Source organism: Micromonospora sp. NPDC005172 (assembly GCF_040608555.1).
Classification (GTDB): domain Bacteria; phylum Actinomycetota; class Actinomycetes; order Mycobacteriales; family Micromonosporaceae; genus Micromonospora.
The window spans coordinates 48,344-70,475 of record NZ_JBEXIL010000024.1 but is presented as its reverse complement, the minus strand read 5'-3'; the positions used below and the strand labels follow the sequence as shown (position 1 = coordinate 70,475).

Annotated in this window: 22 protein-coding genes and 3 tRNA genes; 7 read left to right on the top strand and 18 right to left on the bottom strand. The window is 72.1% G+C overall.

Annotated elements, in window-relative coordinates:
* Positions 1-29 precede the first annotated feature (29 nt).
* On the bottom strand, positions 30-617 hold the full coding sequence (gene leuD, locus ABZV06_RS18235) for a 3-isopropylmalate dehydratase small subunit (protein WP_355232981.1): 588 nt from the start codon (positions 615-617) through the stop codon (positions 30-32).
* A 14-nt stretch (positions 618-631) separates the two neighbouring features.
* Complete coding sequence (leuC, locus tag ABZV06_RS18230) at positions 632-2,077, bottom strand: 3-isopropylmalate dehydratase large subunit (protein WP_355232980.1); 1,446 nt, start codon at positions 2,075-2,077, stop codon at positions 632-634.
* 49 nt (positions 2,078-2,126) lie between these two features.
* Between leuC and ABZV06_RS18225 the strand changes: the two genes are divergently transcribed.
* Positions 2,127-2,813, top strand: a complete 687-nt coding sequence (locus ABZV06_RS18225) for an IclR family transcriptional regulator (RefSeq protein WP_091671614.1) — start codon at positions 2,127-2,129, stop codon at positions 2,811-2,813.
* Positions 2,814-3,033: 220 nt separating this feature from the next.
* Here ABZV06_RS18225 and ABZV06_RS18220 read toward each other — a convergent pair.
* From ABZV06_RS18220 to ABZV06_RS18205, 4 genes are all read right to left on the bottom strand, one after another.
* Positions 3,034-3,106, bottom strand: a tRNA-Glu gene (locus ABZV06_RS18220).
* 324 nt (positions 3,107-3,430) lie between these two features.
* Positions 3,431-3,503 (bottom strand) — tRNA-Glu (locus ABZV06_RS18215).
* A gap of 137 nt (positions 3,504-3,640) precedes the next feature.
* Positions 3,641-3,712, bottom strand: a tRNA-Gln gene (locus tag ABZV06_RS18210).
* Positions 3,713-3,820: 108 nt separating this feature from the next.
* Positions 3,821-4,624, bottom strand: coding sequence for a fumarylacetoacetate hydrolase family protein (locus ABZV06_RS18205; protein ID WP_355232979.1), 804 nt, complete (start codon positions 4,622-4,624; stop codon positions 3,821-3,823).
* Between the two features lie 175 nt (positions 4,625-4,799).
* Here ABZV06_RS18205 and ABZV06_RS18200 point away from each other — a divergent pair, with 175 nt between their 5' ends.
* Positions 4,800-6,245: a hypothetical protein gene (locus ABZV06_RS18200; RefSeq protein ID WP_355622732.1), complete on the top strand. Its 1,446-nt coding sequence runs from the start codon at positions 4,800-4,802 to the stop codon at positions 6,243-6,245.
* 34 nt (positions 6,246-6,279) lie between these two features.
* Positions 6,280-7,143, top strand: a complete 864-nt coding sequence (locus ABZV06_RS18195; RefSeq protein ID WP_355622729.1) for a 3-methyladenine DNA glycosylase — start codon at positions 6,280-6,282, stop codon at positions 7,141-7,143.
* A gap of 8 nt (positions 7,144-7,151) precedes the next feature.
* On the opposite strand, the gene ABZV06_RS18190 is transcribed toward ABZV06_RS18195, so the two are convergent.
* The 9 genes from ABZV06_RS18190 to ABZV06_RS18150 all read right to left on the bottom strand — a co-directional run bounded on the left by ABZV06_RS18190 (position 7,152) and on the right by ABZV06_RS18150 (position 14,508).
* The gene (locus tag ABZV06_RS18190; protein ID WP_355622726.1) at positions 7,152-7,745 is read right to left on the bottom strand and encodes a TetR family transcriptional regulator; all 594 of its coding nucleotides are present in this window, start codon (positions 7,743-7,745) and stop codon (positions 7,152-7,154) included.
* Positions 7,746-7,818: 73 nt separating this feature from the next.
* On the bottom strand, positions 7,819-8,817 hold the full coding sequence (locus ABZV06_RS18185; RefSeq protein ID WP_355622723.1) for an aldo/keto reductase: 999 nt from the start codon (positions 8,815-8,817) through the stop codon (positions 7,819-7,821).
* Between the two features lie 112 nt (positions 8,818-8,929).
* Entirely contained in the window at positions 8,930-9,355 is a 426-nt protein-coding gene (arfB, locus tag ABZV06_RS18180; protein WP_355232974.1) for an alternative ribosome rescue aminoacyl-tRNA hydrolase ArfB, read from the bottom strand.
* Positions 9,356-9,389: 34 nt separating this feature from the next.
* Entirely contained in the window at positions 9,390-9,686 is a 297-nt protein-coding gene (locus ABZV06_RS18175) for a hypothetical protein (protein WP_355232973.1), read from the bottom strand.
* 99 nt (positions 9,687-9,785) lie between these two features.
* Positions 9,786-10,646 (bottom strand): trypsin-like peptidase domain-containing protein, encoded by an 861-nt coding sequence (locus ABZV06_RS18170; RefSeq protein ID WP_355232972.1) that lies wholly within the window; start codon positions 10,644-10,646, stop codon positions 9,786-9,788.
* A gap of 32 nt (positions 10,647-10,678) precedes the next feature.
* Positions 10,679-11,638, bottom strand: coding sequence for a VWA domain-containing protein (locus ABZV06_RS18165; RefSeq protein WP_355232971.1), 960 nt, complete (start codon positions 11,636-11,638; stop codon positions 10,679-10,681).
* The gene (locus ABZV06_RS18160; RefSeq protein ID WP_355622720.1) at positions 11,635-12,666 is read right to left on the bottom strand and encodes a DUF58 domain-containing protein; all 1,032 of its coding nucleotides are present in this window, start codon (positions 12,664-12,666) and stop codon (positions 11,635-11,637) included. Before ABZV06_RS18160 ends, ABZV06_RS18165 begins: the two co-directional genes overlap by 4 nt.
* A complete protein-coding gene (locus tag ABZV06_RS18155; RefSeq protein WP_355232969.1) occupies positions 12,663-13,712 on the bottom strand; it encodes a MoxR family ATPase in 1,050 nt (349 codons plus the stop codon). Before ABZV06_RS18155 ends, ABZV06_RS18160 begins: the two co-directional genes overlap by 4 nt.
* Before the next feature lie 283 nt (positions 13,713-13,995).
* Positions 13,996-14,508, bottom strand: a complete 513-nt coding sequence (locus tag ABZV06_RS18150; RefSeq protein ID WP_355232968.1) for a hypothetical protein — start codon at positions 14,506-14,508, stop codon at positions 13,996-13,998.
* A 294-nt stretch (positions 14,509-14,802) separates the two neighbouring features.
* On the opposite strand from ABZV06_RS18150, the gene ABZV06_RS18145 reads away from it, so the two are divergent.
* Positions 14,803-15,798, top strand: a complete 996-nt coding sequence (locus tag ABZV06_RS18145) for an endonuclease/exonuclease/phosphatase family protein (RefSeq protein WP_355622717.1) — start codon at positions 14,803-14,805, stop codon at positions 15,796-15,798.
* Between the two features lie 90 nt (positions 15,799-15,888).
* Here ABZV06_RS18145 and cimA read toward each other — a convergent pair whose 3' ends face one another.
* Positions 15,889-17,472 (bottom strand): citramalate synthase, encoded by a 1,584-nt coding sequence (gene cimA, locus ABZV06_RS18140; protein ID WP_355622714.1) that lies wholly within the window; start codon positions 17,470-17,472, stop codon positions 15,889-15,891.
* Positions 17,473-17,763: 291 nt separating this feature from the next.
* Between cimA and ABZV06_RS18135 the strand changes: the two genes are divergently transcribed.
* The 3 genes from ABZV06_RS18135 (at position 17,764) to ABZV06_RS18125 (ending at position 19,689) form a co-directional block, all read left to right on the top strand.
* On the top strand, positions 17,764-18,294 hold the full coding sequence (locus tag ABZV06_RS18135; protein ID WP_355622711.1) for a carboxymuconolactone decarboxylase family protein: 531 nt from the start codon (positions 17,764-17,766) through the stop codon (positions 18,292-18,294).
* Between the two features lie 133 nt (positions 18,295-18,427).
* Positions 18,428-18,886, top strand: coding sequence for a PRC-barrel domain containing protein (locus tag ABZV06_RS18130; protein ID WP_355622708.1), 459 nt, complete (start codon positions 18,428-18,430; stop codon positions 18,884-18,886).
* Between the two features lie 56 nt (positions 18,887-18,942).
* A complete protein-coding gene (locus ABZV06_RS18125; protein ID WP_355622705.1) occupies positions 18,943-19,689 on the top strand; it encodes a tyrosine-protein phosphatase in 747 nt (248 codons plus the stop codon).
* A gap of 46 nt (positions 19,690-19,735) precedes the next feature.
* Here ABZV06_RS18125 and ABZV06_RS18120 read toward each other — a convergent pair whose 3' ends face one another.
* Both ABZV06_RS18120 and ABZV06_RS18115 read right to left on the bottom strand, forming a co-directional pair.
* A complete protein-coding gene (locus tag ABZV06_RS18120; RefSeq protein ID WP_355232962.1) occupies positions 19,736-20,833 on the bottom strand; it encodes a branched-chain amino acid aminotransferase in 1,098 nt (365 codons plus the stop codon).
* 163 nt (positions 20,834-20,996) lie between these two features.
* Positions 20,997-22,028, bottom strand: a complete 1,032-nt coding sequence (locus tag ABZV06_RS18115) for a 3-isopropylmalate dehydrogenase (RefSeq protein ID WP_355232961.1) — start codon at positions 22,026-22,028, stop codon at positions 20,997-20,999.
* Between the last annotated feature and the right edge of the window lie 104 nt (positions 22,029-22,132).

The window sequence follows — 22,132 nt, the reverse complement described above, 5'->3', positions numbered from 1 at the left end:
CGAAATCCGATGTGGGGGTGGGCGTACGGCTATGCCACCGAGGGCAGGAACGACTGTCGGGTCGCCTCGTAGGAGTCGATGTCAGCGGCGTGTCGGAGGGTGAGTCCAATGTCGTCCAGGCCCTCCAACAGGCGCCAGCGGCTGAAGTCGTCCAGCGGGAACGACCAGGTCGCATCCCCTGCCCGGAGCTGTCGGGCGGTCAGGTCGACGGTCACCGGCGTCGTCGGCTCGGCTTCGACGAGATCCCACAACTCCTCGACGGCTTTCAATTCCAACTCGACCGGCAGCAGGCCCTCCTTGAGTGCGTTACCGCGGAAGATGTCACCGAAGCGCGGGGCCACGACAGCACGGAAGCCCCAGTCCCGCAGCGCCCAGACGGCGTGCTCCCGCGATGATCCGGTGCCGAACTCCGGTCCGGCGATGAGGATCGACGCCCCGGAATAGGATTCATCGTTGAGCACGAATGACGGATCTTCCCGCCAGGCGTTGAACAGTCCGTCGGCGAAACCGGTGCGGGTCACCCTCTTGAGGTACACGGCCGGGATGATCTGATCGGTGTCCACGTTGGACCGACGCAGTGGCACGGCCGTACCGGTGTGGGTGGTGAACTTGTCCATCTCGTCGGTCCCTTCTACAGGTCGGCGGGGGCGGCCAGCCGGCCGACCACGGCGGTGGCGGCGGCGACCGGCGGGGACACCAGATGGGTACGTCCGCCCCGGCCCTGCCGGCCCTCGAAGTTGCGGTTGGAGGTGGAGGCGGAGCGCTCGCCCGGCTTGAGCGTGTCGGGGTTCATGCCCAGGCACATCGAGCAGCCGGCGAACCGCCATTCGGCGCCCGCGTCGGCGAAGACCTTGTCCAGCCCCTCGGCTTCGGCGGCCTCCCGCACCGCGGCGGAGCCGGGTACCACGAGCATCCGCACCCCGTCGGCGACCCGGTGACCGCGCAGCACGTCGGCGGCGGCCCGCAGATCCTCCAGGCGGCCATTGGTGCAGGAACCCACGAAGACCACGTCGATGGGCAGCTCCCGCAGCGGCGTGCCGGGGCGCAGATCCATGTACTCCAGGGCCCGGCGGGCGGCGGCGCGCTCCGCGTCGGTGACGAACTCCTCCGGGTCGGGCACCGGCGCACTCAGCGGCGCGCCCTGCCCCGGGTTGGTGCCCCAGGTGACGAACGGCGTGATCCGGCTGGCGTCCAGCGTCACCTCGGCGTCGAAGCGGGCGCCCTCGTCGGTGGGCAGCGTCCGCCACCAGTTCAGCGCCGCGTCCCAGTCGGCGCCCTGCGGCGCGTTCGGCCGACCCTTGAGGTACGCGAAGGTCGTCTCGTCCGGCGCGATCATGCCGGCCTTGGCGCCCCACTCGATGGACATGTTGGCGATCGTCATCCGCCCCTCCATGGAGAGGTTGCGGATCGCCTCGCCGCGGTACTCCACGATGTGCCCGCGGCCGCCGCCGGTGCCCACCTGGGCGATCAGCGCGAGCACCAGGTCCTTCGCGGTGACACCCGGCGCGAGCTGGCCGGTGACGTTCACGGCCATCGTCTTCGGTCGGCTCTGCGGCAGCGTCTGGGTGGCCAGCACGTGCTCCACCTCGCTGGTGCCGATGCCGAAGGCGAGCGCGCCGAACGCGCCGTGGGTGGCGGTGTGCGAGTCGCCGCAGACGATCGTCATGCCCGGCTGGGTGACGCCCAGCTGCGGGCCGATGACGTGCACGATGCCCTGGTTGTCGTCTCCGAGCGGGTGCAGCCGTACCCCGAACTCGGCGCAGTTGCGGCGCAGCGTCTCGATCTGCGTACGCGACGTCGGGTCCGCGATGGTGAGCAGGTCACCGCGGCGGAGGCGGAACGCCGGATCGTCGTACCCGGTCGGGGTGTTGTGGTCCTCGGTCGCGAGGGTCAGGTCGGTACGACGCACCCGGCGCCCGGCGAGCCGGAGCCCGTCGAACGCCTGCGGGCTGGTCACCTCGTGCAGCAGGTGCAGGTCGATGAAGAGCAGATCCGGCTCACCAGCGGCGGACCGTACGACGTGCGCGTCCCAGACCTTCTCGGCCAGGGTCCTCGGCTCAGGAGTGACTCCCACCATCTGGACATCCTAAATTCTGGGAGGTAAGTTTCGGCTTGTGGGACACAGTATGAGCGGTGTCGGCGTTCTCGACAAGGCGGTGGTCATCCTGGCCGCCTGTGTCGACGGCGCCAGCCTTGCCGAACTCGTTGAACGCACCAAGCTGCCCCGGGCCACCGCGCACCGGCTGGCGCAGGCCCTGGAGATCCACCGGATGCTGGTCCGGGACACACAGGGCCGTTGGCGCCCCGGGCCTCGGCTCGGTGAACTGGCCAACGCCGCCCCGGACGTCCTGCTGACCGCCGCCGAGCCTCTGCTCGCCGCGCTACGCGACGCCACCGGTGAGAGCGCCCAGCTCTATCTGCGCCGCGCCGACGAGCGGATCTGCGTGGCCGCCGCCGAGCGGGCCAGCGGCCTGCGGGACACCGTCCCGGTGGGCTCGGTGCTGCCGATGACCGCCGGCTCGGCGGCCCAGATCCTGCTCGCGTGGGAGCCGCCGGAGGCGGTGATGCCGCTGCTGCCCCGCAGCAAGTTCACCGGCCGCACCCTGGCCGAGGTGCGCCGCCGGGGCTGGGCACAGAGCGTCGCCGAGCGGGAGGCGGGTGTGGCGAGCGTCTCCGCCCCGATCCGCGACCGCACCGGCCGCGTGATCGCCTCGATCAGCATCTCCGGCCCCATCGAACGCCTCGGCCGCCGCCCCGGCGAACGCCACGCCATGGCCGTCGTGAGAGCCGGCCAACGCCTCTCCGGCCTCTAACCCCACCCCCACCACCCCCACCAGCTGCCCGCTCGCCCGCCCGCCCCTGCCCGCCCGCCCGCCTGCTCCCCGTTGATCATGAAGTTGTTGTCCCGACACGCCGACGCGGATGGCAATAGCTTCATGATCAACGGGGCGGGCCGGGCGAGGGCCGGACCCGGGGGCTGGGTGGGGATATGGAGAAAGGCTCACCTCGCGGGGCGAGGTGAGCCTTTGGTTGTAGCCCCGACCGGATTCGAACCGGCGCTACCGCCTTGAGAGGGCGGCGTCCTGGGCCGCTAGACGACGGGGCCAGAACTTTCCTGTTCACCACCCTTGCGGGCGGTGCGGCTTGTAGTCTAGCGGCACCGTGCGCGAAGGCGAGAACCGGGTACGGGCAACAGCCGTGGGTGGGGTGGCCAAGATCGACTCGGGTTCCGTGAACTCGGCCTATCAACCGCCTCAGGACACCACGGTCTCATGCAAGCCGAGTCGATCAAGCCAGGCCGCCACAAGCCAGGCCGCCACAAGCCAGGCCGCAACAAGCCAAGCCGCCACAAGCCAGGCCACGCCGCGACCGGCAGGCGGCGGACACGAAACAGCCCGCCTCACCGCAGTGAGACGGGCTGTGCACGATGTAGCCCCGACCGGATTCGAACCGGCGCTACCGCCTTGAGAGGGCGGCGTCCTGGGCCGCTAGACGACGGGGCCAGAACAACTTTTTGCTCCCCCACCCTCGTCGGGCGGAGGAGCTGCACTCCACCGGAGACCGCTCTCCGCCCCCGTAGGGACGGAGCCGATCTCCGTCAGAATCCAGCGTCCCGGGATTCTCGCGAATCCCAGCTGCGCTGGGGTACCAGGACTCGAACCTAGACTAACTGAACCAGAATCAGTCGGGCTGCCAATTACCCCATACCCCATTGGCCCCTTGCGGCGCCGGGAGTGAACATTACCCTCCCGGTGCCAGCAGGCCAAATCCGATCCCCCCGAACCGCCCGTGAGCTGCGGAAACAGGGGCATCGAACCGATCAGGCGACGGGGACCACCGGGTTGCTGAGCTCGCCGATGCCCTCGATCCGCACGGCGACCGTATCCCCCTCGACGAGCGGGCTAACCCCCGCCGGGGTGCCGGTGAGCACCACGTCTCCGGGCAGCAGCGTCATCACGTGCGAGATGTACGACACCAGGCCGACAACGTCGAAGACCATGTCCTTCGTCCGGCCGAGCTGACGTACCTCCATCTCGTCGGGGTTGCGACCCACCTCACACCGGATCTCCAGGTCGGAGACGTCCAGGCCGGTGGTGATCCAGGGGCCGATCGGGCAGAACGAGTCGAAGCCCTTGGCGCGGGTCCACTGCCCGTCCGAGCGTTGCAGGTCCCGGGCGGTCACGTCGTTGGCGCAGGTGTAGCCGAAGATGGCGCGTTCGGCGGCGGCCCGGTCGGCCCGGCGGGCGCCCGGTGCGCCGATCACGACGGCCAACTCGGCCTCGTGCTCGACCTGCTTGGAGAAGATCGGCAGCCGGATGGCGTCGCGGGGGCCGATCACCGAGGTGGACGGCTTGAGGAAGAGCAACGGCTCCTTGGGCACCTCGTTGCCGAGTTCGGCGGCGTGGTCCGCGTAGTTGCGGCCCACACAGACCACCTTGCTGGGCAGGATCGGCGAGAGCAGCCGTACGTCGGAGAGGGCCCAGCGGGCCCCACTGAAGGAGAGCTGGCCGAACGGGTGACCCTCGATCTCGGCGATGGTCAGGCCCTGCGGCCCGGCCTCCGGTTCGCCCTCGACGGCACCGAACGACATTCCCTTGGCATGAGCGAAACGAGCGATACGCACCCGGTCAATCTAGCCCCGCCGAGGCGTCCACCGGCCACAACGGCGGGCCGGTGTGCGCAACCCGTCAGTGGCGGCGGCACCCTACCCCTCTTCCGGGTGGCCGGGGCGGGATTCCGCGCTTCGTACCCGCACGGAGGCCGGACGGCCCTAGCGTCGGCTCCGGAGGTTCGTTCGTATGCCTGCATCGACACGACACCACAGAGCCCTGGCAGTGTTCGTACACTGCCTCGGCATCCTCGCCGCCGTGCCGGCCCTGCCCGCGGCGGCCCCGGAGGCGGCGGCCGCGCCACGACCAGCGGCCGTCACGACGCCACCGGCCGCGCCACCGCCCAGAGCCGCGCCGCCACCCACGACCGGGCCGACGGCGGTCGGACCGGCGATGGCGGTGGCGGTGGCCGCGCGGGCGACCAGCGCGGAACCGACCCCGCCCTCGGCGCCACCGGCGGTGGCACCACCCTCACGGGCACCCGCCCCGGCGCCCCCGCCTCCGGTCACGGTGGCGGTCGCGCCGGAGAGCAGTCCGGCACCGCGCTACCGGATCCACGTCCGCAACGTGGGCAACTCGCCCGTCGACACCACAGTGCGTCAGGAGCTGCCGTCCGGCTCGTCGGCGACCGCGATCAGCGCGGGCGGCCAGTCCAGTCGCTCCGGCGGGTCCAGGGCCGAGGTGACGTGGCGGTTGCGGTTGCCCGCCCACAGCAGCACCACGCTGGGCACGGCCCTGACCGCGACCGCGCCGGGCCAGCCGCTGACCGCGCCGGCCTGCGCGTTCACCAGTGACGGCACCCGGCCGTACGACTGCGCCACCGCCACCTGGCGGGCGGCGGGCGCCGCTCCGGCGGCCGAGGTCACCGAGGCGCCGCCGTGGCGGCGGTACCCGGTGCTGCTGGCCGGCCTGGGGATTCTGCTGCTGATCAGCGCCGTCGTGGTCTGGGTGTGGCGTCGACGACGCGGACGAGGAGGACGACGGGTGACCGCCGCCGCCCTCGCCGACGGGGCAACGGACGGTGGCCACGGAACGATCTACCCGCGCCCGGCGACGCCGAGCCCGAGCCGACGTCGGCGTACGCCGCCGGTCTGGCTGCTGGTCGGCGCGGCGGCGGTGGTCCTGGCGGGTGTGGTCGGCACGGCCGGCTGGACGGCGACCCGACAGGTCTCGTCGATCGACACCCAGAAGCAGCCGACCAGCGGCGCGTGGCGGGGTACCGGGGTTGCCGGCCCGATGGGCATGCCGCTGCGGGAGTCCGCGTTCGAGTTCACCGTCTACCGGATGACGTGCGGCGCGGCGGGGAGCGCGGCCACCGCACCGGGGGCCAGCGCGCCGCCGCCGGGTGCGCGCAGCTGTCAGGCGACCGTGGGTGTGCGCAACCTCACCGGAGCCCAGCAGCCCTGGCACGGCCAGTTGCAACGGGCCTACCTGCCCGGCAACCGGTGGGTGAGCACGGACGAGCCGGCCACCCGGGCGGCCAACCTGGGCCGGGACGTCTTCGCCAACCCGGTGGCCGCGGGCAGTCGGGTGGTGCTCCCGCTGGTCTTCACCGTGGACGGGCAGGACCCGCCCCGGCAGCTGGAGCTGCGCAGCGGGGTGTTCTCCGCCGGCGTCCGGGTGCAGATGCCCTGACCGGCGAGCGGGCGGCGGTCGTACCCTGGGGTCCGTGACCGCCGCCCTCGCCCCCGCCGTGCTCGACGTGGCGACCTGGCAGGCCCGCCGCCGGGCCCACGAGGAGCGGGTGGACGCCTGGCTGACGCCGCACCTGGCCCGCCGACGTCGTGGTGAGCGGCATCCGGTGGAAGACTTCCTGTTCACCTACTACTCGCACCGGCCGGCGCAGCTCCGCCGCTGGCACCCCGGCGCGGGGGTCGGGCTGCGCGACGCGGATCCGACCGAATTCGGTCGGGACTACCGCGCCACGTCCGTCGGGGTCACGCTCCACACCGAGGGAGTACGCGTCAGACGCGGCGAGTCGATCGCGTGGATCCGTTCGCTGCTGGGGGCCACGGCGGGCCGAGCGCCGCACTTCGGCTGCTTCGGGATGCACGAGTGGGCGATGGTGTACCGGCAGACCCGCGAGGAGCTGCGCCACAACGCCTGGCCGCTGCGGCTGGCCCCGGAGCGGACCGCCGAGGTCGTCGAGGAGCGCGGCGTGCGGTGCAGCCACTTCGACGCGTACCGCTTCTTCACCCCGTCCGCCCGGCCGCTGAACCTGCTCAACCCGACCCGCGAGACGCAGCACGCGAACGAGCAGCCGGGCTGCCTGCACGCCAACATGGACCTCTACAAGTGGGCGTACAAGCTGTCGCCGCTGGTGCCGTCCGAGCTGCTGGCGGACTGTTTCGAGCTGGCCCGCGACATCCGCACGCTGGACATGCGCGCCAGCCCGTACGACCTGGCGGCGCTCGGCTGTCCGCCGGTGCGGGTGGAGACGCCGGAGGGTCGGGCCGAGTACGTCACGGCGCAGCGCGGGTTCGCCGATCGCGCGGCCGTGCTCCGCGACCGTCTGCTCGCGGCGGTCCCCTAGCCGCCTTGTCAGCGCGGGCGGGACCGTAGGCCGTCGAGGAGCAGCGCGACCACCGCGGCCAGATCGTCGTCGAGGCCCGGCTCGTTCCATTCCGTCCGGTGCGACGGGTGGTGGAAGCGTGCGGTGGCCTGGAGCAGCGCGCGGCCGGCCACCGCCGGGTCGGGCACGCTGAACTCGCCGGCGGCCACGCCGTCCGCCACGATCAGGCTGAGCTGACCGGCGAGGACCTCCAGGTGGGTGGCGACCGCTCCCTCGGAGAGCGTGGCGAGCTGGTGGAAGTTGTCGAACAGCTCCGGGTCCTCCCGGGCCATCCGCCGCTTGGTGCCGCTCAGCTCGGCCAGCCATCGGCGCAGCCGCTCGGGTGCGGGACCGGTGCCGGTGGCGACGTCGATCAGCGGGGTCGACACCCGCGCCAGCCAGCGTTCGGCCACCGCCTCGCGCAGCGCGGCCTTGCTGGCGAAGTGGCGGTAGACGCTGCCGTGGCTGACGCTCAGCGCGCGGGCCACGTCGAGCACGGTGGCCTTCGCCGGGCCGTACCGACGCAGCACCTCCTCGGCGGTGTCGAGGATGCGGTCGGCCGTCAGGGCGGTGGCGTCGCTCATCGTCCCAGCCTCCCTGACGACGCCGGCGGTCGTGGCGCGACCCCCGGCCCGCGGTCGCGCCACGACCGGGCCGTCATGCCCGCTCGCTGTCCAGGAACGCCATCTGCGCCTCGTCGTACCGGGTGCCGGCGACCGCGCTGGACGGTACGGCAGCCTCGATCGCGGCCAGGTCGGCGTCGGTCAGCGTGACCGTCGCGGCGCCGAGCGCCTCGGTCAGCCGCTCCCGACGGCGGGCGCCGATCAACGGCACGATGTCCTCGCCCCGGGACAGCACCCAGGCGATGGCGATCTGCGCCACGGTGACCCCACGCGCCTCGGCGACGGCGCGCAGCGCGTCCACCAGGACGAGGTTGCGATCCAGGTTCGCGCCGGCGAACCGGGGCAGGTGGCTGCGGAAGTCTCCGGCGGTGGTCTGCCGCTGCGGCGTCCAGTGGCCGCTGATCAGGCCCCGGGACAGCACCCCGTACGCGGTGATGCCGACACCCAGCTCGCGGGCCGTCGGCAGGATCGCGGCCTCGATGTCGCGGGAGACTAGCGAGTACTCGATCTGGAGGTCACTGACGGGGTGCACGGCGTGCGCACGCCGCAGCGTCTCGGCGTTCACCTCGGACAGGCCGATGTGCCGGATGTGGCCCGCTTTCACCAGGTCTGCCAGCGTGCCCATCACGTCCTCGATCGCCACGTCCGGTGCCAGCCGGGCCGGGCGGTAGATGTCGACGTGGTCGGTGCCGAGCCGGCGCAGCGTGTACGCCAGGAAGTTCTTGATCGCGACGGGTCGGACGTCGTTGCCGTTCCAACCACCGTCGACGTCGCGCAGCGCGCCGAACTTGACGCTGATCACGGCATTGTCGCGGTTGCGGCCGCGCAGGGCGTCGCGCAGCAGCATCTCGTTGTGACCCATGCCGTAGAAGTCGCCGGTGTCGAGCAGGGTGACGCCGGCGTCCAACGCCGCGTGGATGGTGGCGATGCTCTCGGCCTCGTCGGCGGGGCCGTAGAGGTCCGACATGCCCATCAGGCCGAGCCCGAGGGCGGAGACGGTGGGGCCGTTGCTGCCGAGGGTGCGGGTGTCCATGACGTTCTTCCTCTCCTGGGTGACACGTCGACCATACACACTTCGACTAACAGATTCCAGATTCTGTCACCCGAGGGCAGGAGAGGTTGCCCACACGGTGCGGTCATCATCGCTAGTCGCCGTCGACGCGGCGGTCGCGCTTGCGCTGCGACTGGCGCTTCTTCTCGGCCAACCGGCGCTCCTTCGCACCCCGGGACGGCCTGGTCGCGCGACGCGGCGGCGGGGGCGGGGCGGCGGCCTCGCGCAGCAGCGCGAGCATCCGCTCGCGTGCCGCCTCCCGGTTGGCGAGCTGCGCCCGGTGCTCGCTGGCCGCGATCGTCAGCACACCGTCGACCAGGCGGTTGGCGAGACGCGCCAACGCCCGCGCCCGCAGCGACTCGGGTACGGCCGGGGAGTTGGCCAGGTCGTAGCTCAGCTCGACCCGGGAGTCCGCCGTGTTCACTCCCTGCCCACCGGGGCCGGACGAGCGGGAGAAACGCTCCCGCAGTTCCCCGGCGGGGACGACCCACCGGTCGGTCACCCGCAGTCCGTCGTCCACGCCCCGAGGCTAGCCCGCCGCCGGTCGTGCCGGGTCACCGGCGCGAAGGCTCACTCTGCGTCGTGGACGAGGTGGGAGCCGGGCCGGCGGTCTCGTCGTCCGAACCGACCGCGGCGTACGCCACCGCGCCGAACAGCAGCAACCCGACCACCGCGGCCTTCACGGCGACCCCGCGGATCAGCAACCACGCGCCGCGGCGAGCGCCGGGCACCGAGTTCTTCGCGGTCCGGTAGTCGGTCCACCCGCGCCGTGCCCGGGCGTACGCCGACCCCACCGCCCATCCGATGACCAGGCCCACCAGCAGGAGGACCGTGAGAAGAGGACGCTCCACCCGAGTCAGTATCCATACCGAGCGTCATATTTCCATGGTCCGATGGCATCGGGCCGGATATCCGACACTGGCGGCGGCCCGCTGGGCCGTTCGGGCAGGTCAGCCGCCCTTGCCGATGATCGTGTCGGCGGTCCGCTGCACCTGCTCGATCGGGATGGCGAAGCCGATACCGATCGAGCCGTTTCCGTCGATGGTGGCGATGGCCGTGTTCACTCCGACCACCTCGCCCCGGGCGTTGACCAGCGGCCCGCCCGAGTTGCCGGGGTTGATGGACGCGTCGGTCTGCACCGCGCGGTGCCGGTTGTTGCCCAGCCGCACCTGGCGGTCCAGAGCGCTGACGATGCCCGCGGTGACCGTCCCGGACAGACCCAGCGGTGAACCCACCGCCAGCACCGGCTCACCGACCCGGGTGGCACCCGGCTTGGCCAGCGGCAGCGGGGCGAGCCCGGCCGACGGTGGCACCTTCAGCACCGCCAGGTCGCTGCGTGCCTCCCGACCGACCACCTCGGCTTCGTACCGCCGGCCGTCGGGCAGTTCCACAGTCACCGGTCCCCCACCGCCCTTGGCCAGGATGTGGTCGTTGGTGACGAGGTGCTGCTGGTCGTCGATGGCGAAGCCCGAGCCCGTCGCGGACGCGCCGTTCGCGCCGCCGGCGAGCACCGACACCACGCCGGGCACGGTCCGCTCGGCGGCGGTGACCAACTCCGCCGGCACCGGCGCGGCGGATGCCGCCGCCGGCCCGGCGCCGCCGTCCCGGCTGGCCACCACCCCGCCGGCCAGTGCGCCCGAGACAGCCGAGACCGCCACGACCGCCAGGGCGGCGAGCAGCCGGCCGGAGCGCCGCCCGCCGGGGTCCCGCCCCGAGCCGGGAGCGTCCCACCACCCTCGCCCGTCCGGATCGAGGTCCGGTGAGATGAACCAGGGACCGCGCGGTTCGCCCAGTCCGGTCTGCACTGCCATGCGTACTCCTCACGGTCGACGTCTGCTGCGGGTCAGGGCAGTCGGGAGAACCAGCGCATCGAGCCGGCGGCGGCGCCCATCGCGAACACCAGCCCGAGGCCGATGAACCGCGCCGAGACGTCCTGGCGTTCGGTGCGGTAGCCGACCGAGCTGCCGATGTCGTCGTAGACGGCGCGCAGCTCGTCGATGGTGCTGGCCTCGTGGAACATCCCGCCGGTCTCGTCGGCGACGGCCCTGAGCGTCTGCCCGTCGACCGGCACCTGGATCGGCCGTCCGCCCCGGTCCACGAACCCCGACGGCGTACCGAAGGAGATCGCGTGCACCGGCACCTTCGCCGCGACCGCCTCCGCCGCCGCCTCCATCGGGTCCATCCCCGACGTGTTGGCCCCGTCGGAGAGCAGGATGATCCGGGCCGGCGGTGTCTCCTTCGCGGCCTCGCTGTCCAGGCTCTTGACCGCGCCGAGTGAGGTGTTGATGGCCTCGCCGATGGCGGTGCCCTGCACACCGGTCACCCCCTCGGCGAGGCGGCCGATGCCCTCGTCCAGGGCGTCCCGGTCGGTGCCGGGCGGCACCAGGACGGCGGCGCTGCCGGCGAACGCGACGAGCCCCACGTTGAACTCGTCGGGCAGGCCGTCGACGAACCGTCGGGCCGCCTGCTTCGCCGCCGCGAGCCGGTCCGGCTCGACATCGGTGGCGAGCATCGACGTGGACACGTCGACGGCCACCATCACGGTGGCACGCTCGCGGGGGACCCGGACCTCGGCGGAGGGCCGGGCGAAGCCGACCACCAGCAACGCCAGCATGGCCAGGAACAGCCCGGCGGGTACGTGCCGTCGCCAGGCCGGACGTTCGGGCGCCACCCGGTCGAGCAGCCGCAGGTTGGTGAAGCGGACGGCGTACCGCGCACGTCCCCGCTGCATCACCAGGTACGCGACGACCAACGCGAGCACGGCGACCAGCAGCCACAGCCGCAGTGGAGACTCCCAGCTCACGCGGCACCTCCCCGGGCGGCCCCGGCCGGCGCGGCGGCCATCCGCCGTTGGGCGTGCACGTGACGGACGATGTCCGCGCTGGCATCGCGGTCGGTACGCAGCGCCAGGTGTGCCGCCGCGCTCCGGCGCAACGACTGCCGGACCTGGTCACGCTGGGCGGCGGCAGCCGCGGCGTAGCGCTCCCGCAGTCGGCGGTCCGATGTGCACACCTCGCGGCGACGGCCGGTCTCCGGGTCGACGAGCGTGATCAGACCGACGTCGGGGAGCTCCAGCTCACGTGGGTCGGTCACCTCGATCGCCAGCACCTGGTGACGTACGGACAGCCGGCGCAGCGTCCGCTCCCAGGGCGGCGGCTCATTCGGGTCGTCCGGCAGACCGTCGAGGAAGTCGGAGACCACCACGACGAGGCCGCGCTGGTGGGCCACCCGGTGCAGGGCGTCGAGCCCGTCCGCCAGCTCCGGAGCCGGTGGGGACGCCGTCGACCGCCGCCCCGGCCGACCGGTGGGCGCGGTCGCACGCGGGGCCGTCAGCAACGTCCGCAGCAGACCAAGCAGATGGGTACGCCCGCTGCGGGCCGGAAAGCGTCGTACCCCGTCGGCACCCAGCACCTGGGCGCCCAACCGATTGCCGACGCCGGCGGTCAGGAAACCGACCGCCGCCACCGCGGTCACCGCCAACTCCCGCTTGTCCAGCTCCGCGGTGCCGAACTCCATGCTGGCGCTGGAATCCACGAGCAGCCAGGTCGTCAGTTCCCGGTCGGCGTCGACCTGGCGGACGTGCGGCACAGCGGTCCGGGCCGTCACCGCCCAGTCCATCCGGCGGACCTCGTCCTCCCCCGGCCGGTACTCCTTGCTGCCGGCGGGTTCGCTGCCCGGCCCGGGCAGCAGGCCGCGATACTGGCCATGCAGCAGACCGTCGAGTCGCCGGGTGACGGTCAGTTCGAGTCGGCGCAGCCGCTGATCGGGAGTCAGCTCGGCCAGGCCCGGGTCGGGCGACGGGCCCGCCGTCGTACGGCTGGCGCGTCTCATGCCGCCGCCAGATCGGGCGTTTGCTGCGGGTGCCCGGCGGCCAGTCGGGGCGGAGGCACCGCCTCCACGAGCCGCCGGACGATGCTCTCCGCCGAGACTCCGTCGGCCACGGCGTCGAAGGACAGCACCAACCGGTGGGACAGCACGTCCACCGCCAACTCCCGGACGTCCTCGGGCAGCACGTACTCCCGTCCGCGCAGCAGCGCCTGCGCCCGGGCGGCGGCGACCAGGCCCAGCGTGGCCCGCGGGCTGGCGCCGTACGCGAGCAGCGGCGCGATGTCCGCCAGGCCGAACCGGCCCGGGTCGCGGGTGGCGAGGATCAGCCGGACCACGTACTCGGCCAGGGCGTGGTGGACGAAGATCCGCTCGGCGGAGGCCTGCAAGTCCTGCAGCCGTTGCGGATCGAGCACCTGCCGCGCGCGGGGCCGGTCGCTGCTCATGCGGTAGAGGATCGCCAGCTCGTCGGCGTCGCTGGGGTAGTCGACGACCACCTTCATGAGGAATCGGTCGCGCTGCGCCTCGGGGAGTTGGTAGACCCCCTCGGACTCGATCGGGTTCTGGGTGGCCAGCACCAGGAACGGCGCGGGTACCGGCCAGCTGCGCCCGCCGATGGAGACCTGCCGTTCCGCCATCGCCTCCAGCAACGCCGACTGGACCTTGGCCGGTGCCCGGTTGATCTCGTCGGCCAGCACCAGGTTGGCCATGATCGGGCCCAGCTCGATGTCGAAGGTCTCCTTCGACGCGCGGTAGATCCGGGTGCCCACGATGTCGGAGGGGACCAGGTCCGGTGTGAACTGGATCCGGGAGAAGGTGCCGCCGACAACGGTGGCGAGGGTCTGCGCCGCCAGGGTCTTGGCCACCCCGGGCACGCCCTCCAGGAGGCAGTGCCCGTTGGCGATCAGTGCGGTGAGCAGGCGCTCGACGAGCCGATCCTGCCCGACGATCACGCGTTTGACCTCGAAGAGGGTCTGTTCCAGCTCGACGCCGGTCGGCTCGGGATCGACCGAGGTGGGCATGCTGGCCAGGGTGTCCGAGATGTCCGTCACGGTGCTTGCTTCCCGGGCCGGGGCCCCGACAAACGTCGGATTGTGCGGCCCGGACCGGCCCGGAGCACCCGCAACGGGCACGGTCCGCGCGAAAGAGTGACGAGCGACGCGAGCCGGGTCGCGGAGGGCGAAATCGCCCCGGGCCGGCCCCGACGGCACGACGCGGGTCGGTCACCGAGGCAGCGTGCGGGGCATCCCGATCGCCTGGGGAGCCGGACGGGTCGAGAACAACGCACGATCCGGCCCCCGCACAGGATGCGCGGGGGCCGGCCGGTCGGTTCGGTCAGGGTGTGTGGGTGAGCAGCGTGAAGCCCAGGTCGGTCGGCGTACCGGCCGAGTTGCGGGTCTGGACGAACACCGCGTTCGGGGTGCTGAGCCGCGGGGCGACCGAGACCTCGCCGGCCGGCGGGATGCAGCAGGCGTCGGACCGCGAGATCGTCGCCAGGAAGGCGCCGGCCGAGACGGTGTAGCCGAACTGCACCTCGTACTGGCCGGGGCCGTACTTGAGCACGGTGCCCGTGCCCCGGGCCTTGGTGCCGTTGGAGTTGACGACGGTGAAGACGGTGGTGGCCGCCAGGGTGGTGGCGTTGCCCGACTTCAGCGCGGCCTTCGCCGTGCGGGCCGACTCGGCCGTGACGGGCGGCTGGCTGTCCGTGCTGCGCGCCGCCGCCGGTTGGACGGACGCCTGCGGCGCCTTCGCCGACGGCTGGGCGACGGCGATACCCCCACCAGCGAGGGTGAGCGCCGCGACAGCGAACGTGATCGCCGCCGCCTTACGTCGGAAGGATGTACTCATGACAGGTCCCCCTTGTGTGACCGTGCGAATTCGGCCGACCCGCGGGGCGGGACGGATAACTGCCAACAATGGCTCTTACGGTTGATTCCTCGGTGATTTACACCTGCTCTGAGCTGCTGTTACTACTCAGAGTTGCGTCGTTTCAACCAGATGGAACGTAGCACCGCAAAAAGCCGCGAGTCAATAGTTGATCTCGCATTATCGGCCTGTCATCCAACCGTCAGATAATTGTGAAAGGTGAACGCGACACCATTCGCATAATTGCTCGGGACCGGGACCGTTAGGCTGACCGACATGATCGTCACCGACGGCCCGTCCACGCCGACCCGCCGCCGGACGCCGATCGGCACACTGCTCTGCTGGGTGGCCGTCGGGCCCACAGCCGTCTGGGCCGCCGTACGCCTCACCGGGCTGGACCGGGGGCCACTGGTGCAGGCGCTCGCGTTCACCCCGTACGTCGCCGGCTGGAGCGTGCTGGCCCTCGGGCTCAGCGTCGCGCTGCGGCGTCGGTGGCCGGCGGCGGTCGCGGCCCTGGTCGCGGTGGCGCTGCTCGGCGTGGTCGCTCCCCGGGCGCTGGCCGCGCCGCAGCCGACGGTGACGGGGCCGACGATCCGGCTGCTCACCGCGAACCTGCTGGCCGGCTCCGCCGACGCGGCGACGCTCGTGGATCTGGTCCGCCGGCACCGGGTCGACGTGCTCACCGTGCAGGAGTTCACCCCGGACGCGCAGGCCGCGCTGGACCGGCTCGGGCTCGACCGACTGCTACCCCACCGGCAGCTCAACGCGCACGACGGCGCGCCCGGCTCCGGGCTCTACTCGCGCTGGCCGATCAGCGACGTCGGTGTCCGGAACAACCGTGGCGGCTGGCGATTCAGCCAGTCGTACGGCACCCTCGCCGTCCCCGGCGGTCCACCGGTCCGCGTCGAGTCGGCCCACCCCGCGGCGCCATCCGCACTGGACCAGGTCGACGCGTGGCGTACCGACCTGGCCGCCCAACCGCCGGCCACCCCGAACGGTGGCCTGCGGATCCTCGCCGGCGATTTCAACTCCACCCTGGACCACGGGACGCTGCGGGCGCTGCTGCGCACCGGTTACGTCGACGCCGCGGACGCGACCGGGAAGGGACTGACCGGCACGTGGGGCCCGTACGACGGCGACCTCATACCCCCGGTCACGATCGACCACGTGCTTGTCGACCGCCGCATAGCCGTCAACGAGGTCAGGGTGCTGTCTCTCCCCAAAACCGACCACCGCCCCGTCCTGACCACCCTGAGGCTCCCCACCCCCTGACCCCGCGATCTTGCACTTTGTGTCGCCGCATCAGGGACAAAGGCCGCGTGACGTCGACACAAAGTGCAAGATCGCGGGGGTGGGTGGGGATCAGACCGTGGCGGGGGCCAGGCCGTAGGTCAGGGCGTCCACCAGAGCGTGCCAGCTCGCCTCGACCACGTTGGGGTGCACGCCCACCGTGGTCCAGTCCCGGCCGGCGCCGTTGGCGGTCTCCAGCAACACCCGCGTCACCGCGCCGGTGCCGTGGCTGCCCTCCAGGATGCGCACCTTGTAGTCGGCCAGCTCGAACTCGCGCAGCTGCGGATAGTGCCGGGCCAGCCCCACCCGCAGCGCCTCGTCCAGCGCGTTGACCGGGCCGTTGCCCTCGGCCGTGGCGATGATCCGCTCACCGCGTACCCGGATCTTCACGGTCGCCTCGGAGACCACGGAACCATCCTCGCGGTGCTCGACCAGCACCCGGTACGACTCCAGGGTGAACGGCCGCGCCGGACCGCCCTCGGGGAGTTCGGAGCGGACGAGCAGCTCGAACGAGGCGTCGGCGGCCTCGAAGGACCAGCCACCGGCCTCCAACTCCTTGACCCGCTTGGTGACCCGGGTCAGCGCCTCCGGACGGTCGGCCAGGTCCAGGCCGAGCTCGCGGCTCTTGAGCTCGACGCTGGCCCGGCCGGCCATCTCGGTCACCAGGATCCGCATGTCGTTGCCCACCACCGACGGGTCCACGTGGTTGTAGAGCAACGGGTCGACCTTGATCGCGCTCGCGTGCAGCCCTGCCTTGTGGGCGAAGGCGGCGGCCCCGGCGTACGCCTGGTGGGTGTCGGGGGCGATGTTGGCGATCTCGGCGATGGCGTGCGAGACCCGCACCATCTGCTCGAGGCAGCCCTCCGGTAGGACCGGCATGCCGAGCTTGAGTTGAAGGTTGGCGACGACGGCGAAGATGTCGGCGTTGCCGGGGCGTTCGCCGTACCCGTTGGCGGTGCCCTGCACGTGCCGGACACCGGCCTCGACGGCGGCGATCGTGTTGGCCACGGCGCACGCGGTGTCGTTCTGCGCGTGCATGCCGAACAGCGCGGGGTCGACGCCGAGGCGCTCGGTCAGGTCGTGGATCGCGGCGGTCACCTGGGACGGCAGCATGCCGCCGTTGGTGTCGCAGAGGACCATCCGCTCGGCGCCCGCGGCGAGCGCGGTCTGCACCACTGCGGCGCCGTACGCCGGATCGTGGCGGTAGCCGTCGAAGAAGTGCTCGCCGTCGACGAAGACCCGGCGGCCCTCGGAGACCAGGTGGCTGACGGTGTCGTGGATCATCGCCAGGTTCTCCGCGCCGGTGGTGCGCAACGCGCGTTCGACGTGGCGGATGTCGGCCTTGGCGACCAGCGCGACGGCCGGGGTCTGCGCGTCCAGCAGGCCGCGCACCTGGGGGTCGTCGGTGACCGCGACACCGACCTTGCGGGTGGCGCCGAACGCCACGAGCACGGCGTGACGCAGCGTCAGTTCGGTGCGGGCGCGACGGAAGAACTCGGTGTCCTTGGGCACCGCGCCCGGCCAGCCCCCCTCGATGAAGCCGACGCCGAACTCGTCGAGCAGCCGGGCAACCGCCAGCTTGTCGACCACCGAGTAGGTGAGCCCCTCGCGCTGGGCGCCGTCGCGCAATGTCGTGTCGAAGACCTGGAACGTCATCAGGATCCTTTCTCGGAGCAACAAAAAGACCTCCCGCGGGATGCGGGAGGTCTGCGCGCTCGGCAGAGGGGAGAGCCGGCGCGCTAGGTCGCAATAATCAGGGCGGTGCTGGTCACAATCGTTACTCTGCCACTCACCCCGGTTCTTGGGAGAAACTATCCACATCGCGGGACGGTACGAGCGGTGTCGCGACGCCTGACCGCCGGAGGACCACCCCGCCCGCAAGGAGGACCCGTGCTCACCGTGTCGCTCGACGCCGACGCCCCGCCCGCCGAGGTCGAGGGCTGACCCGTGGGACTGGACACCATCCGGGCGGCCCTGCCCGCGTACGCCGAGGACATCGCCCGCAACCTCGACGCCACCATCAGCGACTCGACGCTGACCCGGGCGCAGACGTGGGGCACGGCCCTGGCCTGTGCGGTGGCCGCCCGTAATCCGCTGGTACTGCGCGAGATCGCCGCCGAGGCGCTCGACCACCTCGGCCCGGACGGCGTCGAGGCGGCCAAGGGCGCGGCGGCCGTCATGGCGATGACCAACATCTACTACCGGGCGACCCACCTCGTCGGCGACGCCGCGTACGCCTCGATGCCGGCCCGGCTCCGCATGCAGATCATCGCCCGTCCGGGCGTGGACAAGAGCGACTTCAAGCTGTGGTGCCTCGGCGTCTCGGCGATCAGCGGCTGCGAGGTCTGCCTCCAGACCCAGGAGAAAGCGCTGCGTCGCCGTGGCGTCACCCGCGAACAGGTACACGAGGCGCTGCGGATATCCGCCGTCGTGCACGCGGCGGCGGTCACGCTGGACGCCGAGGCAGCTCTGGGCTGACGCCCGGCCGCCCGGGCACGCCACCCCGGCGCGCCGGCCGGTTGCCGTTTCCGGCACCCCGCCGCCGGGTAGCTCCTGCGGTGACCCAGGCACGCCAGGCCGAGACGATCGGCGACAGTCAGGAGTGAACGGCATGGACAGGATCGACCCGCACTCCGCCCACGCCGGGCCGGACCCGCTGCGCGGCGGCGACCAGGGCGCCATTGCCGGCGGCGCACCCGCCGGCGTATTCGACCCCTGGCGCTACCGCGACGTCGCCGCCGTGGCCGACGCCGACCTGGTCGGTTACAAGGTCGAGGCCACCGACGGCGGAGTCGGCAAGATCGACAGCGCCAGCCACGAGGTCGGCGGCAGCTACCTGGTGGTGGACACCGGGCCGTGGATCTTCGGCAAGAAGGTGATGCTGCCGGCCGGCACGGTCAACCAGGTCGACCACGACCAGCGCACCGTCTCCGTCGACCGGACCCGTGACCAGATCAAGGCCGCCCCGGAGTACGACGAGACCAGCCACAGCGACCCGGCGTACCGCGACAAGCTGGGCGGCTACTACGACGAGACGTACGGCGCGCTCCCCCCGGGCACCGCCCGTTGACCGATAGGGCTGCACGGCCGGTGGGGTACGAGCCCACCGGCCGTTACCGTGTGCGGGTGGACGCCATCGATGACGCACGACACCGCACACTGCCGGCGACCTTCAACTTCCGCGACGTCGGCGGCTACCTCGGCCACGACGGCCGCACCGTACGCCATGGTCGCCTCTACCGCTCCGACTCCCTGCACCGGCTCGACGAGCAGGACCGCGACGCGTTCGCCGCGATCGGCATCCGCACCGTCATCGACCTGCGCCGCCCCACCGAGGTGGAGCGCGACGGTCGAGTGCCGGCCTACCAGGGGCTGACCTACCGGCACATCCACCCGGAGCACGAGGACTGGTCGCTGACCCCGCACGAGAAGGGCACCGACCTGGCGCGCTACCTCGCCGACCGCTACGCCGCCCTGGCCCAGACCGGCACCGTGGGCCTGGGCGAGGCGGTCGGGCTGATCGCCGACGCGGTGAACGCCCCGGTGGTGGTGCACTGCGTGGCCGGCAAGGACCGCACCGGCATCGTCTGCGCCCTGACCCTCGCCGTCCTGGGTGTGGACGACGCCGACATCACCGCCGACTACGCGCTGAGCACCGAGGCGTCGGCCCGGTTCAGCGCCTGGCTGGCCGCCACCATGCCGGACGCCGCGGAGGTGCCGGCGCCGTTCCTGGCGTCACCCGCCGAGGCCATGCAGATGTTCCTGGACGAGCTGCGCGAGGGGCACGGCTCGATCGAGGCGTACCTGCGTCATGCCGGAGTGACCGACGAGCAGCTGGCGGCCCTGCGCGACCACCTGCTGGACGAGGGTTAGGCAACGGCTGACCGGCCCGTCGTACGGGCCGGTCAGCCGACGGACGTCAGAGGACCTGACGCACCCAGCCGTGCGGGTCGGCGGCCTTGCCGCGCTGGATGTCCACCAACTGCTGGCGCAGCGACATGGTGACCCGGCCGGGCTCGCCGCCACCGATCAGGAACTCACCGTCGGGGAAGCGCACCCCGCCGATCGGGGTGATCACCGCGGCGGTGCCGCAGGCGAAGACCTCGCGGAGCCGCCCGCTGGCCGAGTCGGCCTGCCAGTCGGCGAACGAGACCGGTCGCTCCTCGACCCGGTGCCCGGCCTTGTCGGCCAGCGTCATGATCGCGTTCCGGGTGATGCCGGGCAGGATCGTGCCGGTCAGCGGCGGGGTGACCACCGTGTCGTCGTCGTAGACGAAGAAGACGTTCATGCCGCCCAGCTCGTCGACGAAGCGGCGCTCCACGGCGTCGAGGAAGACGACCTGGTCACAGCCCGCCTCGATGGCCTCCGCCTGGGCCGCCAGCGACGTGGCGTAGTTGCCGCCGCACTTTGCCGCGCCGGTGCCGCCGGGAGCGGCCCGCGTGTAGTCCGGCGAGACCCACACCGTGACCGGCTTGACCCCGCCGGTGAAGTACGACCCGGCCGGTGAGGCGATCACCATGTACAGGTATTCGTTGGCCGGGCGGACGCCGAGGAACACCTCGCTGGCGAACATGAACGGCCGCAGGTAGAGGCTGCCGTCCTCGTCGGTGGGAATCCACTCCCGGTCGATCTCGATGAGCTTGTGCAGCGAGTCGACGAACACCTCGGGCGGCAACTCCGGCATCGCCATCCGCCGCGCCGAGTCGACGAACCGCGCGGCGTTCGCGTCCGGCCGGAACATCGTCACGCCACCGTCGGCCGTCCGGTACGCCTTCAACCCCTCGAAGATCTCCTGCGCGTAGTGCAGCACCGCGCTGGCGGGGTCCATCGGGATCGGCCCCCGCGCCTCCACCCGCGCGTCGTACCAGCCCTTGCCCTCCGCGTAGCGAATCGTGACCATGTGGTCGGTGAAGACGCGGCCGAACCCGGGGTTGGCCAGCAGGGCGGCCCGGTCGGCGGCGGATACCGGCGTGGGATTCGGACGGATCTCGAAGTCGATCTTGTCACCACCGCTCATCGCGCTGACCTCCCTGCGGGACAACGGCATGCGGGACCGCACACCGAATTGGCTGTGCCAGAAACTTACCCCGAACGGTCGTTCAGAAGGTAGCGCCGCTCGGGACCGGGTGGACTGCCCGGACAGGCGGATTCCGCCCCGGCCGGGAGCCGGCCCGGGGCGGTCAGGCTACGACGTGGGCGGCGAGCCGGTCGCCGACCTCGGCCGTACGCAGCGTCGCACCCGGGGTACGGGCGGCAAGCTCGGCGGCGACCGCCGCGTCGACCCGGGCCGCCGCCTCGGCGTGCCCGAGCTGCTCCAGCAGCAGCGCCACGGAGAGCACCGCGGCCACCGGGTCCGCGACTCCCTGCCCGGCGATGTCCGGCGCGGAGCCGTGCACCGGCTCGAACATCGAGGGGTACGCGCCCTCGGGGTTGATGCAGCCACTGGCCGCCAGCCCGATACCGCCGGTGACGGCGGCGGCGATATCGGTGAGGATGTCGCCGAAGAGGTTGTCGGTGACCACCACGTCGTAGCGCTGCGGCTGGGTCACCAGGAACATCGCGGCCGCGTCGACGTGCTGGTACTCCGTCGCGACGTCCGGGTGCTCGGCGGCGACCGCCGCGAATGCGCGCGACCACAGCGACCCGGCGTGGGTCAGCACGTTGGTCTTGTGCACCAGGGTGACCTTGCGCCGCTCCCGGCGACCGGCCCGCGCGAACGCGTCGCGGATCACCCGCTCCACGCCGTGCCGCGTGTTCAGGCTCTCCTCGGTGGCGACCTCGGCAGGCGTGTCGCGGTGCAACGTCCCGCCGGCGCCGGCGTACAGCCCCTCGGTGCCCTCGCGGACCACCACCAGGTCGACCTCGCCGGGCTTCACGCTGCTCAGCGGACCGGCGACGCCGGGCCACAACCGCGACGGACGCAGGTTGACGTACTGGTCGAAGGCGAACCGGAGCTTGAGCAGCAGACCGCGCTCCAGGACACCGGGCGGCACCGTGGGGTCACCCACCGCGCCCAGCAGGATCGCGTCGTGCCCGGCCAGCTCGGTCAGCACCGAGTCGGGCAGGACCTCTCCGGTACGGTGCCAGCGGGCGGCGCCGAGGTCGTACTCGGTGGCCTGCACACCGGGGAGCACCGCGTCGAGAACCTTGCGAGCCTGCGCGACCACCTCGGGCCCGATGCCGTCCCCGGCCACCACCGCGATCCGCGTCACGCCCACTCTCCCCACGCTCGGACTGCCCTGTCCGGCAACGGTACGTCGCCGTCCCGCCCCCCGGTACGATGCTTCCAAGATGCGGGACGGGCGGATGCACAGCA

What these genes read in the sequence shown, in the direction of transcription:
- leuD (WP_355232981.1), bottom strand. Translation starts at nt 617, where the DNA reads ATGGACAAGTTCACCACCCACACCGGTACGGCCGTGCCACTGCGTCGG.
- leuC (WP_355232980.1), bottom strand. Translation starts at nt 2,077, where the DNA reads ATGGTGGGAGTCACTCCTGAGCCGAGGACCCTGGCCGAGAAGGTCTGG.
- ABZV06_RS18225 (WP_091671614.1), top strand. Translation starts at nt 2,127, where the DNA reads ATGAGCGGTGTCGGCGTTCTCGACAAGGCGGTGGTCATCCTGGCCGCC.
- ABZV06_RS18200 (WP_355622732.1), top strand. Translation starts at nt 4,800, where the DNA reads ATGCCTGCATCGACACGACACCACAGAGCCCTGGCAGTGTTCGTACAC.
- ABZV06_RS18190 (WP_355622726.1), bottom strand. Translation starts at nt 7,745, where the DNA reads ATGAGCGACGCCACCGCCCTGACGGCCGACCGCATCCTCGACACCGCC.
- ABZV06_RS18185 (WP_355622723.1), bottom strand. Translation starts at nt 8,817, where the DNA reads ATGGACACCCGCACCCTCGGCAGCAACGGCCCCACCGTCTCCGCCCTC.
- ABZV06_RS18170 (WP_355232972.1), bottom strand. Translation starts at nt 10,646, where the DNA reads ATGGCAGTGCAGACCGGACTGGGCGAACCGCGCGGTCCCTGGTTCATC.
- ABZV06_RS18160 (WP_355622720.1), bottom strand. Translation starts at nt 12,666, where the DNA reads ATGAGACGCGCCAGCCGTACGACGGCGGGCCCGTCGCCCGACCCGGGC.
- ABZV06_RS18150 (WP_355232968.1), bottom strand. Translation starts at nt 14,508, where the DNA reads ATGAGTACATCCTTCCGACGTAAGGCGGCGGCGATCACGTTCGCTGTC.
- ABZV06_RS18145 (WP_355622717.1), top strand. Translation starts at nt 14,803, where the DNA reads ATGATCGTCACCGACGGCCCGTCCACGCCGACCCGCCGCCGGACGCCG.
- cimA (WP_355622714.1), bottom strand. Translation starts at nt 17,472, where the DNA reads ATGACGTTCCAGGTCTTCGACACGACATTGCGCGACGGCGCCCAGCGC.
- ABZV06_RS18130 (WP_355622708.1), top strand. Translation starts at nt 18,428, where the DNA reads ATGGACAGGATCGACCCGCACTCCGCCCACGCCGGGCCGGACCCGCTG.
- ABZV06_RS18120 (WP_355232962.1), bottom strand. Translation starts at nt 20,833, where the DNA reads ATGAGCGGTGGTGACAAGATCGACTTCGAGATCCGTCCGAATCCCACG.